Genomic DNA, 13,671 nt, shown 5'->3' with positions numbered 1-13,671 from the left:
GCCCCGTTTTGGTGCGGGAAAGACGGCGAGGTCAATGTGCACAGCTGTGCACGATCAAGTCCAACGTGAATTGCGTATTTCGTTGATCTCTAGTCTCCCATTAACTCAATGACGCATCATCAGCACACTGACGAAAAGACGGCAGGCGCCTGACTATTTGTCGAACAGAAACAGGGCGTGTTCAGGTATGTGGATTTCAACATTGGCGCCGGGCTGATGGCTTTCCTGAGCGTCGACCATGATGTGCCGATCCCCGACGCGGATCATGTGTCTCCAGAGGCCACCGGGATAGCTGGTCTGCTCCACCGTGCCGTTGAGGGCTAATTCGGACGTCGGGGAGTTCCGATCAACTCCCGGCTTGGTGAGACAGGCTGCTTCGCTGCGGAAACGAGCCGATGCCATGCCATCGGACAGATTTCGGCGTCCTGCCGAAATCGTGCTCGCCTTGTTGTTGGCGCCTGCCGCGATCTCGATACGGTCGGCTTTGATCTGGATTGGTACTTCGATCAGATTCTCAGCGCCCATAAATGCCGCGACGAAATCCGAGGCGGGGTGGTTGTAAACTTCTTCTGGAGCGCCTGCCTGTGCAATTTCGCCATTATTGAGAATGACGATACGGTCGGCCATGACCATGGCTTCTTCCCGGTCATGCGTTACGTGAACAGCTGTAATGCCGAGACGGCGCTGCAAAGCGCTGATCTCATGGCGAACCGATAGTCTGATGCGTGCATCGAGATTGGAGAGCGGCTCATCGAGAAGCAGGATGTCAGGCTGAATGGCGAGGGCGCGCCCGAGGGCGACGCGCTGGCGTTGTCCGCCGGAAAGGGCGGCAGGTTTGCGCTCCAGCAAAGCTTCCAGCCCCAGCAGGCGAGCAACTTCATCAACCTTCTGCTTGATGGTCTCCTTCGTCGTGCCACGAATACGCAGACCATAACCCATGTTCTGCGCGACAGTCATATGCGGCCAGAGCGCGTAAGACTGGAAGACAAGGGCCATTCCGCGTTTATCTGGGGGCAATTTGGTGACGTCTCTGCCGTCTACACGGATCGCGCCGTTGGACGGCATGTTGAAGCCTGCAATCGCACGCAGCAGGGTTGTCTTGCCGCACCCAGACGAGCCGAGAAGCGCGACGAACTCACCCTTCTTGACGGATAGATTTACGCCTTTGAGAACTTCATTGTTGCCATAACGAACGCGCGCGTCCGCCACCTCCAAAAACGCTGGCATAAGCGTCTCCTCCCCAGGATCGCCGGCTGATTTTATTTTTTCTGCACAGCCGTGCAAATTGGATTGAAGCATCTTTAAGCCACCTCGACAAGCCGCAAAAGTGAAATTGCGCTGAAAAAACTATCTTCAGTTCCATTTTGGAACGTCGTCTAGGCGCTATTTAGCGAGAATTTATAACAGCTGTATGACGTAAAGACGAAGACGTGGACAGCTTTGCAAAGCTGTCCACGTCGCACGCAAGCAGGTCTGACGGAGAGAGTGTACAGGACCCAGCTTGTTATGAAGCGTTCAGTCAAACTTCTTCTGCACGTTCTTCGAACTTGGCATTTCTCCGGGAAGAGTAGATGAACGCGGCGAGAAACATTGCGGTCATTAGCAGAACGATTGTTGGAGCGGGCGCGCTGTCGATGAAAAAAGCCAGATAGACACCGAAGAAGGATGCGGTGACCGCAATTGTTACGGCGAGCAGCATCATGGTGCTGAATTTGCGTGTGAGCAGAAACGCAATTGCACCGGGCGCAATCAACATGCCGATAGCCAGAATGATGCCTACGGCCTTCAAAACGCCGACAATCGTTAGCGAAATCAGGCAAAGCAAACCGTAATGCAGCAGGCGGACCGGTAAACCGACGGCTCTGGCTTGCGCCGGATCGAAAGCGTGCAGCAGGAAGTCGCGCCATTTGACGACAAGAATGCCAGCGGTCAGTGCGGCGATAATGGCCGTTTCGATGAGGTCGGACAATGTTATTCCGAGCATGTCGCCGAACAGGATATGATCGAGATGCACTGTCGAGCGGATCGCAACATAAAGAACCAGGCCAAGACCGAACATGCCGGAGAATACGATGCCCATCACCGTATCCTGCTTGATGCGGCTGTTTTCGGTGAGGTAGCCGGTTGCAAGGGCGCAGGCCATGCCCGCTACGAAGGCTCCGATACCGAAGGGTATTCCGATAATATAGGCGACAACGACACCCGGAAGAACCGCGTGGCTGATAGCGTCACCCATCAATGACCAGCCCTTGAGGACCAGAAAGCACGACAGCAATGCTGTTGGTATCGCGATGAGCACGGAAATAGCCAGTGCATAGCGCATGAACTCGAACTGAAACGGTGAGGCCAGCATATCCAGAATGGTCATTGCTGGAATTCCCTTAGAGCGATTGCCGCTTTGCGGCGTGCGGCCAGCAGCCCATGCTTTGGAGCAAGCAGAAATACACTGAGGAAGACAAGCGTCTGGAGAACCACGATGATGCCTCCCGTCGCACCGTCCAGAAAATAGCTTACATAGGCTCCTGAGAAGCTTGTGACGGAGCCGATAGCAACAGCAATCCAAAGCAGTCGCGAAAACCGGTCTGTCAGTAGATATGCGGTTGCACCGGGCGTTACCACCATACAGATGACGAGAAAGGCACCAACCGTCTGCATCGCGGCGACAGTCGATGCCGACAGCAATGTGAAGAACATGATCTTCAACAGATTGGGCTTGAGACCGATCGAACGCGCATGGTTTTCATCGAAGAACACTACCATCAGATCTTTCCACTTTAAAAGAAGTAGCGACAGGGAAACGAAGCCGATGATTGCCAGTTGTAGAGTATCTTCCGGTGTGATGGCGAGGATATTGCCGAGAACGATGGTCTGAATGCTGACGGCCGTCGGCTTCAACGAGATCATGAAGAGGCCAAGTCCGAAGAATGACGAGAAGATCAGACCGATGATAGCATCTTCCTTCAGCTTTGTACGTTGGTTGAGAAAGAGCATCGCTGCTGCGGCGAGACCGCCAGAGAAAAATGCGCCGATGGAGAAGGGGAGGCCAAGCATATAAGCACCCGCAACGCCAGGGACGATGGAATGGGATAGAGCGTCGCCAATCAGCGACCAGCCTTTCAGCATGAGATAAGCCGAAAGAAAGGCACATACCCCGCCCACCAGCGCCGAAACCCACATCGCATTCAGCATGTAGCTATAACTGAACGGCTCAAGTAATACGGTCATTGTTCCTGACTCCGTTTGCGGGTCGCGGAGTCTTCGTTCTCATAAACAACAAACGGGCGCTCATCGTCAGTTATGACGCTGACGGCGCCTCGTCCTGCACCGCTAGTCTCGCCGAGTACAAGATGGCGCAGCACGCCGCCGAAAGTCTTTTCGAGGTTCTCTTGTGTGAAAACCTCCGCAGTCGGCCCGTAACCGAGAACTGTTCGTTTCAGTAATACGGTTCGGTCGCAGAATTCGGGAACACTGCCAAGATTGTGGGTCGAGACCAGCATGACGCGCCCCTCATCTCGCAAACTGCGAAGAAGTGTGACGATTGCTTCTTCGGTCTTCACATCTACGCCAGTGAAGGGTTCATCCAGAAGAATGACGCGCCCGTCTTGTGCGAGCGCTCGCGCAAGAAATACCCGTTTCTTTTGCCCGCCTGAAAGCTCACCGATCTGTCGATGACGAAATTCGAGCATATTCACGCGATCAAGCGCTTTTTCTACGGCTTCTTTGTCGGCGCGGCGCGGGATGCGCATCATGCCCATATGGCCGTAGCGACCCATCATGACGACATCTTCAACGAGAACCGGAAAGTTCCAGTCGACGTCCTCACTTTGCGGGACGTAAGCCACTAGGTTCTTCTTGAGCGCGGCCCCAACCGGCATTCCGAGAATAGATATTTCGCCCTTGGCTAGTTTGACAAACCCCATAATCGCTTTGAACAGGGTCGACTTGCCGGATCCGTTGACGCCGACAAGCGCTGTAATCGTTCCGGTTGGGGTCGTAAAACTTGCATTGTGTAAAGCCGTATGGCCGTTTCGATACGTGACAGTTGCATTTCTCACATTGATACCGTCGACCGCGCTTTTATCCAGCATGGCGAAGGTATCTCCATGAAGGTCTATGGGTGCATTCATTGTTTGAGCCCTTGGGCAATCGCGCTGGAGGTGACTTTCAGGAGATCAATATATGTCGGCACGGGACCGTCGGGGTCCGAAAGTGAATCAACATAGAGAACACCGGCATATTTTGCGCTGGTCTCACGAGCGACCTGCTTGGCTGGGGCAGGAGAAACCGTGCTTTCGGAAAAGACAGCCGTAATGCCATTTTCACGCACTGCATCAATCACTTTTCGCACCTGCTGTGGAGTGCCCTGTTGGTCTGCATTGATTGGCCAGAGATAAAGCTCTTTCAAACCGAAGTCCCGAGCCAGATAGGAGAATGCGCCTTCACTTGAAACGAGCCAACGCTTGTCTTCAGGAATAGCTGCCAGCTCAGCCCGGATAGGATCGATCGTCGCTTTAATCTTCGCTTTGTAAATCTCTGCATTCGCCTTGTAGATGTCAGCGTTCGCCGGATCATTTTTGACGAACGCATCCCGAATATTGTCCACGTAGATCAATGCGGCATTCGGTGACATCCAGGCATGCGGATTTGGCTTGCCGCTATAAGGTCCCTCGCTGATATCGATTGGCTCAACGCCATCGGAAACAACTGCGCTTGGAACATCCTTGAGACGTGAAAAGAATTTTTCGAACCATAGTTCCAGGCCAAGGCCATTCCAGAGGACCAGCTTGGCGTCCTGGGCTTTAATCAGGTCTCCCGGTGTTGGCTGATAATTGTGGATCTCGGCACCTGGCTTCGTGATTGACTCAACCGTCGCGGCATCGCCCGCAACATTCTGCGCAATATCGGCGATAACAGTAAATGTCGTCACGGCCTTGAATTTCTCCGCAAAAGCAACGCTTGCGCTTGTCCAGAGAAGAGCTCCGCTCACGAGACCGAGTGTCGTTGTTCGTAAAATACGACGCAGCATATCCAAATCCTTGTTGCCAATCAGTTGCAATTGCATAGCCGATCGCTGTTTTACGATCAAGTGCTATTGCAAACCATTTGCAAAAGAATGGTCGATGTTTAGCGCTTGAGATTCCGATTGCAAATTTCAATTACACGTTTAAATTGTATTATTGTAAATACTGAAGTTTATTGGTTGTATTTTTGACAAGTGTACGACAGGGAGGCTGTGCGCGGTCTAGCAACAAACTGTGTGTTCTTATTCTCTGTTTTCAGATCGAATGATTAAGGTGAGGATGAGCTTAGTGATTGAATTTCAATCAATTATTATAGATTAGAGAGCGGGGAAGGAGGCTGGTACAAAAGTGCAGACGAAAGTGAGCAAGAGCGGTTTAACGTGCGCGACTACCCAAATCGGGGTGGCGAGTTACCACAGAGATATTACAACCATCATTATCCTGCGAGAGCACGCCCGCAATTTAAAATGGTATTCTTCTGTGGAGACGGATGAGAAATCTAAAGCGTGTCGCATTTATTCGGCCTCATACCCAGCAGCCTTAAAGAAGTTCTGGCATTCATTGATGGAGAAGAGACTGATGATATCGCCAAGTGCTTTTGAGATGGCGTCGAAGCTGCGTGCTGCTCGCTTTCTCAGAAGTGCTTTGAGTTTTGAGAAAGCCATTTCGATTGGGTTCAGGTCCGGCGAATAGGGCGGCAGGAAGAGAAACCAAGCGCCCTTTGCCTTGACCAGTTGCTCAGCCTTCTGGCTTTTGTGGAAGCCGACATTGTCGAGGATGACTATATCACCGGCTGACAGTGTCGGCACAAGCTGTGTCTCGATCCAGGTTTCGAAGATGCGGCTGTTCATCGGTGCATCGACGATCCACGGCGCGGTCAGGCCATGGCAGCGCAGTCCGGCAATGAAGGTCTGTGTCTTCCATTTTCCGAAGGGCGCATAGGCGGCAAAGCGCCTGCCTTTGGTAGACCATCCGGTGCGTTTTGTCAGGCGCGTATTTGTGGAAGTCTCATCGATAAAGATGAGACGCGACAAGGCCTTGTTGAAGAACCGCTTTCGGCGATTGATCCAAAGATCACGCGCCTTGGCGATCTCTGGTCTACGCTGCTCGCTTGCCTTGAGGCTTTTTTTTATTGCTCAGCCCAAGTCGGTGTAGAAATCGCCCGACCGTGGCGCGGTGGACTTCAATACCGCGCTCCGCGAGCGCAACGCACAGTTCGTCCAAAGTCGTTTCGCCACGGGCGGACATCTGCTCGCGGACCCAATCACCATGAGCCAAAAGCTTCACACTTCCAGGCGGGTGGCCCTGCCTGGCGGCGGCCAGACAGCCGGATGACCGATGCAGGATCATCATGTTGTTGACGAACCGAGGCGAAACACGGAAATGCCGAGCGGCTTCCCGGTGACTATTGCCCTCATTCACAAACGCAACGACACGCTCACGCAACTCAATTGGATGCGGCTTGCCCATGGTGCATCTCCTTCCATGAGACAAGTGAATCACAGATCAAGCCAAACGGGAATCCCGAATCCGGTTAACAGCGACATGCTTTAGTTTCCCAGCCGGAACTGTTTTCATTGTTCCGGCTTTTACAACTTTATCAATTAACTGGTCTGATCCCGTCGAAATCATAATCATGCAGCCTGATCAGCAATTTTTTCAGGATAGTTTTTTTCAGAATTCTCTATTCAAGGAAAACAACGGCCCCAAGAACGTTACGAGTTTCTCATGCAAAGATTGCATGCCGCTATCTCATTTGATCTGGGATGAAATTTGCCAGCGAGGCGGACAGGATGAAGCTTACCTGAATGCTCTAGGGTTGGTTCTAATGCGTACGATCGCACGCGTCTTGTTGAATGAGCGCGCTTCAACTGACAGTAAGATCGGACTCAGCAAAGCAGCGCGTCATCAGATAGAAGCCTATCTCAACCAAAACTTTCACAAGCCTCTTTCGGTTCCGGACATGGCAGCATTGTTGGGAATTTCAGCAGGGCATTTTTCGACATGCTTTCGAAAGAGTTTTGGGCAGACGCCTCACCAGTACCTGATGGAACTGAGACTTGACGAAGCTGAGCGGTGCCTCAGAAAAACATCGATGCCAATAAATGAGATCGCACGCCATTTGAATTTTTCCAGCCAGAGCCACCTTACAACGGCTTTGCGAAAACATCGACAGACCACGCCAGGCGAATTACGCAAGTAGAGCTATCGGGGCGCTCTTGGCAATAATGGCCCATTCTTGTGTCGTCCTCATAGAGCAATGGGTCTGGGCGATGGTAACATCAGGCACGAAATAGTTGATCAACTTTACGCGTCGGTCGGCCTTCGTTTCAGCCATTTGCGCCAGATGTGGATTTCACTTCTGCGGCGCAAGCGGCGGACACGATGAGAATCGTGAGAAAGCACGATAAGCCCAAGTGGAAGCATCCAGAAACCGAGAATCGGGAGAAACCCCAACGAGCCGCCGACAACGAGTGTGCCGCCAAGCATGCGCCGCATCATGACTGATTGCGGCATTGGGATTCGCCGACCAAGAATCACGATGGCTTTTTTCCGGGGTGTTTCGGCGTATTCGTCACTCACAGGCGCATCTCTTAGGCTGATATGTTACAATTCACAGGAGGAAAACGTCCCAGAGAATATAGGGTTTTTGTCCCATAATGCAAAAAGATGAAAAAAAATGGATTTAGCCCTTTGCAAACGCGAAATCCTTTTGCTATACGCCACCTCGCTGACACGACGAGCACCTGTTCCCCGGTAGCTCAGCGGTAGAGCAACCGGCTGTTAACCGGTTGGTCGCTGGTTCGAATCCGGCCCGGGGAGCCAATACTTTCAATGACTTAGCTCAAGTCGGCAATCTTCAGAAAACCTACGATCTACGGAAAATCTACGGAATCGCAAAGTGCTAGGCGTGATCTACGGCGGTGATCTACAGCTCGGTAAGCGCCCAAACGATTCGCGACATTCCATCCCGGCGGGTGTCAGTGACGCGGAACCGGCGCAAGTCATCGAACTGGATCTCGTCGCCCTGCTTGGCATGAACGGCGTCCGGATATCTGTGAATGTCGACCGAGAACTCGCTGCGGTGGCCATTCACGAGGCTTTGCAGTGAGTTGCCGGTGCCGTCGCGCTTGCCGATTTCAACGCCAGCTGCTTCGAAGTTCTGCTCGAGAATGCCCTTGCCGGTCCAGCTCTGGCGCTCGGGGTCTACAGCCGACCTACCGTTCGGGCTGGAGCGCATAGGCGTGAAGACGAACCTGATAGAGAACGTGCGGTCAACGGTGCGGCTCAGCTGCCGTTCAAGCCGGTCGAAAATAGCCATGGTGGGCGGTCCTTTCTGGGAGAGGTGCCCCCGTGGCAAGTCCTCACAAACCACGGGGGCATCGAATGCTTGCACCACTCCCGCTGCGGCCGGGCAAGCAAGGGGGTGATTGTTTGAGACGCCACGATCACCGGCGCGACATGAGGGAGATCCGCACCTCCCTCAATTCAGTTCCGCTTATGCGGCGGGCTCTTCTGGGATGACATGATCCAGACGCGTCCACGAACGCCATTCCAGCCAGCCAAGGCCATGGTCGAGGCGGATCTTGTATTTCACGCCGTCGATCTCGAATCCGACCTCTGCTTCCGTGTAAGGGCTCTCGTTCCCGTTCAGGTATACGCGAACTGGGCCTTCCATCTCCTTCGGGTCAGCCACAAGCCACGATGTTGTTTCGCTGGTGAGGCGCGCGTCGGAGATAATCGTCAAGCGACCGGCGACCGGATTAACGTCCGCCACGGCAGAAGCCTGTACGCTGGCAAGAGCCTGAATAGCGCGGCCCTCATACTTTGGATGCACAATCCAGTATTTGGGATATGCACCGATGATGAAATCCCCACGCCCCTTGCGCTGTGCCATTTCCGCCCGCTTGGTCATTAGGTCCATAGCGGTGGCGGCAGGCGAGGAAATGTCCAGCTCCGCGATGTTGCCACGGTCGGCGTGAAATACCGTTTTTCCGTCGCGCATCTTTGGCCCGGCCATACCGGACTGCTGAATAAAATCAGACAGTTGCTTGTTGACATAACCGGCAAGTGCCCGGCCTTGCATTTGTGACATGCTATCCAGCACGCCAGCGGCGTTAATGACCAACTGACGAGAAAGGCCAACGATTCCGCCCCAGGTTGAAACCTGAATGGTCTCGCCGCCTTCATCTACGAAAGATGACCGATACTCGCCGTGCTCGTTTACCTTGCCGAACTGGAGAGTCGTCCAGTCGACAAATGCCTCCGTGTGAACGTTGAAGTCGGTCACGTCTCGCTTACCGAATACCAAGCCGAGCTGCGAGACACTCTCCTTATAGAAATCGACAATGCGCAGATTAGCAACGTCTCCGGTGATCAGCGCGAAATCGCTGGTTGTGACGTATGCTCGCAAAACACTCTGGTCCGACCAGCCGCGAACGTCCTTACCGCTGCGCTCAAGGCAACGGCGGGCGAAAGCGGCTTCACCGTCGGCGAATACGCCACGCGCTGCCGGGGATAGTTCGGTGCCACGCATACGGCCAAGCAGGGCTTCCACGGCGCTTGCACGGAAGAACGCGGGGTCGTCATAGGTGCCGCCGCCCATGCCCTGCGTTGCGACAACTGGGAAAGTCGGCGTTGCGCTCTGGCGCTCGACCATGCGCTCGAAGTACAGCGTGCGCAACTCTTCGATGTCCGTGCCACCGTCCAAGGCTCGTTCGATCTCGCCCTCGGTGATGACTCCGCGCGTCATCGCGCCAAGGTCACGGATGTCCTTTTGACGCTTGCGTTCAGTGATGAGGTTGCTCTTCTTGAACGAACGCTGTTCGTTTTCGGCGGATTCGATAGGTTCAGGCATTGCAGGGTCCTTTCGGCTTGTTGCTGCGGGATCGGCTGGAACAGCGACTGCGGATAATTCCAGCGGCTCCCAGTCGATTGCGCGAAGGGTCGGCAACTGGCCTCGTTCCCCTTCGGTCTTTTCGGATTTGTGGACGCGGTATCCGACCGAGATAGACAGCGGGTGGCCGTCCTGTAGGTCTTGGAGGATGCGCTCGGCGCTCTCGTGGCGGGATAGCCTGAGCGTGGCGAAAGCCTTGCCACCTTCGATGCGAACGGAACCGGGCACGACTGTGCCAAGGCGGGCGTCCATCGTCGGTTCGTGGCCGTCCAGCAGGGACATGGCGTTGAAGCGGTCCATACGGATGGCTTTCGCCGTGACGGCCAGCTCTTCCATGTAGTAGCCGTCGTCCCACGAGTACCGCTTCACAGCTGCGCCAGTCGTCCAGCACACCTCGACGGTGCGGGCTTCGACGTTCAACGTTGACGAACCGGCGGCAATGCTTGCGGCTCTGGTGAGGAGTTTGTCGCTCATGCTGCGGCCCTCTGTGACTTGCGCCGACGGATGCGTTCCAGATTGGCACGGGCATCCTCAATGGCGCGGTGCAGCGGCAGAACCATAGCCATGCCGACCGAGTCCATGAGGCCTTCGAGGTGACCGGCTGTGAGGGCTGCTACGCGATAAGACTGTTTTTCCGTCTCAACGAACAAGATCCAGCACTTGCGGCCATGCCCTTCGAACACATAACGAACCTCTTGCTCGACTTCCTTCATCAATTCCGCGCCGACCGCCATGGTGAAACCAAGCTGCGCCAGCTCGCCAACGGTTAAGGCTTTCACGATGTCGAGGTCGTTAAGCGGCAACGCCGAACGATTCAAAGCACGCATAAGGCGGCTGGCGGATGGCTCGCTGATGTTCAGCGCCTCGGCAATATCGACTTGTCTCAACTGTTCCACCTATAATCTCCGATTATTGATTAAGCACGACACATCAATTTATTTCATGTAAATCATGTAACTGAAATGAATGAGTCCAAGCAATCTCATCAATGGAGTTTATAAATGACATCGCGTGTTGCTCAACTCCGCCTCCAGCTCCTCGACCAAGCCAGCGGCCCAGCGAAAAAGACTGGGGCCGCGCTCGGTCAGCTGGAGCGCGACATTTCCAAGCTCGGTCGCAATGGCGTGGCTGGTGCGAAGAATCTCGGCAACCAGCTCGACCACCTTCGACAGAAGGCCGCGGCGGCTGGTCGGTTTACCGAACTGCGCAACGGCATGCGCACCACGTTCGATCAATTTCGAACTGCACGATCCCGCGTCAAAGAACTGGAAGCTGCCCTAGCATCGGCAACCGGCCCGACTGGCAAGCTCAAGGCGGAACTGAGATCCGCGCAAAGCACTGTAAAGTCGCTCGGCGCGTCATTCAGGCAACAGGCGGCCGCGGCTCGCGCCACAGAACGAAGTCTTCGATCTTTCGGGTTGAACAGCCGGTCGGCGATTGCGTCGTCTCAAACGGCGATACGCGGCGAGATGGCGAAAACCGTTGCGCAAATGCGTCGTATGCGAGCGGAAGCTGCGAAGCCTGTGCGGCCTGGTCGTGGTGCTGGCGGTGGTTTCTGGTCGGGTGCTGCAAGTGCTGCGGCTGGTGGGTATGCCGCCGGTTCCATGCTGACGCGCCCTGTCGCAAAAGCATTGAGCTATGACGAGACGTTGACTTTTCTCGCTGGCACAATGGCGGGCGATGGCTCTGTAGAGGATAAGCAAGCTGCCAAGGTGCGCGCTTCCGATTCCGTCAATCGGTCACTGCAAGAGTCTGGCGGCACCCGTGATTCAGCGGCGGCGGCATTGAATACCCTCGTCGGGTCCGGTCTGTTCGAAGGGGATTCGGCTTTACAAGCGCTGACACCGATACTGAAAACCGCGTTCGCGTCCGGTGCCAATCCGGAAGATGTTGCGCGAATGGGCGTTGCCTTCAAAAACTCCGGCATTAATTCATCGGAAGACATGCAGCTCGCATTTGATAGCGCTCTTCGAGCGGGCCAACTCGGCGGTTTCGAACTACGTGACATGGCGCGATGGCTGCCCGGCCAGTTGGCACTTGCACGCGGGTCGGGCCTCACTGGCCTTGATGCCGTCAAGTATCTCGCCGCTGCCAACCAGACTCAAATCAAAACGGCTGGCAGCCCTGACGAAGCCGGTAATAATTTAGTCAATACGCTACAGAAATTGAACAGTCGCGAGCTACAAAAGCAAATGGCTGATCAAGTAAAAGCGAGGGACGGCGACCCTAAGAATGAAGATGGCGAGTTTGACTGGCAATCTTACATGGTTAAGCGTCGGCAGTCTGGCGTCTCAGGACCGGAAGCTCTTTCCGAAATACTTAATCGGCAGCTGGAGGATAACAAGCAGTATCAGGAGCTACTCGGAAAGGCTCGTGACTCCAAAAGCAATAACGAGCGTCTGAAGAATATCGAAGGTGCTTTAAACATCGCAGAAGGCAGCACGTTCGGAGAAATATTTGCAGACCGGCAAGCGTTGTTCGGTGCTATTGCACTACAGGTTTACAAAGACCAGCAAAAGCAGATTGAAAACCAGCTTGCCAGTTCTGGCGGTGCCGTCGCAACCGAGTCCGAGTTTGTCAGGTCGCAAGCGTGGTCGAAAGTGCAGGACGTTCGTAATGCTGGCGACCGCGCGAATGAACAAACTTACGACGCGCTTTCCGGTCCGCTCGGGGATCTGGCAAAATCAGCTTCGGACGCCGCCGCCGCGTATCCAAAGCTAACCGCCGGTGCATACGCCGCCGCAACTGCGCTGGGGGCCTTGGCCGCTGGCGCTGGCCTCTACGGGCTGGGGAAGACGGTTCTCGGCGTTCGGCGTGGTGGCGGTGATCGCCCCGGCCCGTGGAAGTCTGGCCCGTCTGCCCCTTCTGGAGGCTCTGGAGGCGGTCGAGGCGGTGTCGGTGCTGGTCGGCTCGGTTTAGGTGCTCTCGGCGCTGTGGGAGCCGTTTTGTCGATTCCGACTGACGAGACCGAGTTCAAACAGTTTGTGCAAGCGAACGCGGAACGCTCCGAACGCTGGAACCGCTACCTTGAGGAAAAAGTCGGAACGCCTCGCTCTTGGCTGGGGATAGGGACCGGTGGTTCATCCGCACGCACATCCGTCGCAACCGGGGAGTCCGATCTCTCGGTCGCAACCATGCGATGGCCGATCCAAGCTCAAGAGGCGATGCGTGGTTATGTGCAAGCGGTCGCGCAAGGCGGCGCTGATGGCGAAGCCAAGGCCAATCAGGCGGCGGCACAGATTACACAAGCCCTCACGATCGACGGCAAGCTGTCGATCGATACAAGCCAGTTAGACTCGGCCATTGCGAAGGCTCGGTTGTTAGGCTCGACAATCGCCACCGCTCGCAGTGGAACCGCTCCAACCGTTTCACCGTCCGGCGGTTCACTTGATCCGAAGCTTGACGGCAAGCGTGCTGCTGGCGGCCCGGTGAAGGCAGGCGGCGTGTACCAGATCAACGAGCGTGGGCAGGAGATTTTCGTACCGGGATCTAACGGAACGATCATCCCGAACCACAAGATCGGTGGCGGCGGGGTGACTGTTCATGCGCCGATCAACCTCGGCGGCATAACTGTCGGTGCTGGCGCAGATGCTGCCAGCATCAAGGCTGCGGTCCAGCAAGGAGTCGATCAGGCTGTCAGTCAGCTTGATGCGAAATTGCGGCGCTCTCTCGAAGTCGCATTCACCAACATAGCTTATGGAGATGCGTGATGCTTATGGCGTGGGGACCGTTCCGGTTCACAGTACCGAACTA

The 13,671-nt window shown here is 55.0% G+C and carries 13 protein-coding genes and 1 tRNA gene; 3 read left to right on the top strand and 11 right to left on the bottom strand.

All coding sequences use genetic code 11. The annotated features are described in order from the left end of the window. Positions 1-153 precede the first annotated feature (153 nt). The 7 genes from OANT_RS19145 to OANT_RS27195 all read right to left on the bottom strand — a co-directional run bounded on the left by OANT_RS19145 (position 154) and on the right by OANT_RS27195 (position 6,491). On the bottom strand, positions 154-1,227 hold the full coding sequence (locus OANT_RS19145; RefSeq protein WP_012093080.1) for an ABC transporter ATP-binding protein: 1,074 nt from the start codon (positions 1,225-1,227) through the stop codon (positions 154-156). A 292-nt stretch (positions 1,228-1,519) separates the two neighbouring features. Continuing rightward, complete coding sequence (locus OANT_RS19140) at positions 1,520-2,368, bottom strand: metal ABC transporter permease (RefSeq protein ID WP_012093079.1); 849 nt, start codon at positions 2,366-2,368, stop codon at positions 1,520-1,522. Then, a complete protein-coding gene (locus OANT_RS19135) occupies positions 2,365-3,225 on the bottom strand; it encodes a metal ABC transporter permease (protein ID WP_012093078.1) in 861 nt (286 codons plus the stop codon). Before OANT_RS19135 ends, OANT_RS19140 begins: the two co-directional genes overlap by 4 nt. Further along, on the bottom strand, positions 3,222-4,088 hold the full coding sequence (locus OANT_RS19130; RefSeq protein WP_012093077.1) for a manganese/iron ABC transporter ATP-binding protein: 867 nt from the start codon (positions 4,086-4,088) through the stop codon (positions 3,222-3,224). Before OANT_RS19130 ends, OANT_RS19135 begins: the two co-directional genes overlap by 4 nt. A gap of 35 nt (positions 4,089-4,123) precedes the next feature. Continuing rightward, positions 4,124-5,062: a metal ABC transporter substrate-binding protein gene (locus OANT_RS19125; protein ID WP_086000500.1), complete on the bottom strand. Its 939-nt coding sequence runs from the start codon at positions 5,060-5,062 to the stop codon at positions 4,124-4,126. Between the two features lie 474 nt (positions 5,063-5,536). Further along, positions 5,537-6,055, bottom strand: a complete 519-nt coding sequence (locus OANT_RS27200; RefSeq protein ID WP_011982875.1) for an IS630 family transposase — start codon at positions 6,053-6,055, stop codon at positions 5,537-5,539. Between the two features lie 64 nt (positions 6,056-6,119). Then, positions 6,120-6,491, bottom strand: coding sequence for a winged helix-turn-helix domain-containing protein (locus tag OANT_RS27195; protein ID WP_011982874.1), 372 nt, complete (start codon positions 6,489-6,491; stop codon positions 6,120-6,122). A gap of 166 nt (positions 6,492-6,657) precedes the next feature. Here OANT_RS27195 and OANT_RS19110 point away from each other — a divergent pair, with 166 nt between their 5' ends. Continuing rightward, positions 6,658-7,224 carry a helix-turn-helix domain-containing protein gene (locus tag OANT_RS19110; RefSeq protein WP_012093074.1) on the top strand — a complete coding sequence of 189 codons (567 nt, stop codon included), beginning with the start codon at positions 6,658-6,660 and terminating at the stop codon, positions 7,222-7,224. A gap of 104 nt (positions 7,225-7,328) precedes the next feature. Here OANT_RS19110 and OANT_RS19105 read toward each other — a convergent pair whose 3' ends face one another. Beyond that, entirely contained in the window at positions 7,329-7,538 is a 210-nt protein-coding gene (locus tag OANT_RS19105; RefSeq protein ID WP_010658883.1) for a hypothetical protein, read from the bottom strand. 234 nt (positions 7,539-7,772) lie between these two features. On the opposite strand from OANT_RS19105, the gene OANT_RS19100 reads away from it, so the two are divergent. After that, positions 7,773-7,847 (top strand) — tRNA-Asn (locus OANT_RS19100). Between the two features lie 103 nt (positions 7,848-7,950). Here OANT_RS19100 and OANT_RS19095 read toward each other — a convergent pair. The 3 genes from OANT_RS19095 to OANT_RS19085 all read right to left on the bottom strand — a co-directional run bounded on the left by OANT_RS19095 (position 7,951) and on the right by OANT_RS19085 (position 10,814). Then, the gene (locus OANT_RS19095; RefSeq protein WP_012093072.1) at positions 7,951-8,343 is read right to left on the bottom strand and encodes a hypothetical protein; all 393 of its coding nucleotides are present in this window, start codon (positions 8,341-8,343) and stop codon (positions 7,951-7,953) included. 177 nt (positions 8,344-8,520) lie between these two features. Then, positions 8,521-10,392, bottom strand: a complete 1,872-nt coding sequence (locus tag OANT_RS19090) for a phage major capsid protein (protein ID WP_012093071.1) — start codon at positions 10,390-10,392, stop codon at positions 8,521-8,523. Then, the gene (locus OANT_RS19085) at positions 10,389-10,814 is read right to left on the bottom strand and encodes a hypothetical protein (protein WP_012093070.1); all 426 of its coding nucleotides are present in this window, start codon (positions 10,812-10,814) and stop codon (positions 10,389-10,391) included. Before OANT_RS19085 ends, OANT_RS19090 begins: the two co-directional genes overlap by 4 nt. Positions 10,815-10,919: 105 nt before the next feature. Between OANT_RS19085 and OANT_RS25155 the strand changes: the two genes are divergently transcribed. Next, positions 10,920-13,628 carry a phage tail tape measure protein gene (locus tag OANT_RS25155; protein ID WP_012093069.1) on the top strand — a complete coding sequence of 903 codons (2,709 nt, stop codon included), beginning with the start codon at positions 10,920-10,922 and terminating at the stop codon, positions 13,626-13,628. Positions 13,629-13,671 lie beyond the last annotated feature (43 nt).

It is taken from the genome of Brucella anthropi ATCC 49188 (assembly GCF_000017405.1).
GTDB classification, from domain to species: Bacteria; Pseudomonadota; Alphaproteobacteria; order Rhizobiales; family Rhizobiaceae; genus Brucella; species Brucella anthropi.
This window is presented reverse-complemented; position numbering and strand designations above follow the sequence as displayed.

Coding starts and splice junctions, on each gene's coding strand:
- OANT_RS19145 (WP_012093080.1), bottom strand. CDS start 1,227: ATGCCAGCGTTTTTGGAGGTGGCGGACGCGCGCGTTCGTTATGGCAAC.
- OANT_RS19140 (WP_012093079.1), bottom strand. CDS start 2,368: ATGACCATTCTGGATATGCTGGCCTCACCGTTTCAGTTCGAGTTCATG.
- OANT_RS19135 (WP_012093078.1), bottom strand. CDS start 3,225: ATGACCGTATTACTTGAGCCGTTCAGTTATAGCTACATGCTGAATGCG.
- OANT_RS19130 (WP_012093077.1), bottom strand. CDS start 4,088: ATGCTGGATAAAAGCGCGGTCGACGGTATCAATGTGAGAAATGCAACT.
- OANT_RS19125 (WP_086000500.1), bottom strand. CDS start 5,062: ATGCAATTGCAACTGATTGGCAACAAGGATTTGGATATGCTGCGTCGT.
- OANT_RS27195 (WP_011982874.1), bottom strand. CDS start 6,491: ATGGGCAAGCCGCATCCAATTGAGTTGCGTGAGCGTGTCGTTGCGTTT.
- OANT_RS19110 (WP_012093074.1), top strand. CDS start 6,658: ATGCAGCCTGATCAGCAATTTTTTCAGGATAGTTTTTTTCAGAATTCT.
- OANT_RS19105 (WP_010658883.1), bottom strand. CDS start 7,538: ATGCCGCAATCAGTCATGATGCGGCGCATGCTTGGCGGCACACTCGTT.
- OANT_RS19095 (WP_012093072.1), bottom strand. CDS start 8,343: ATGGCTATTTTCGACCGGCTTGAACGGCAGCTGAGCCGCACCGTTGAC.
- OANT_RS19090 (WP_012093071.1), bottom strand. CDS start 10,392: ATGAGCGACAAACTCCTCACCAGAGCCGCAAGCATTGCCGCCGGTTCG.
- OANT_RS25155 (WP_012093069.1), top strand. CDS start 10,920: ATGACATCGCGTGTTGCTCAACTCCGCCTCCAGCTCCTCGACCAAGCC.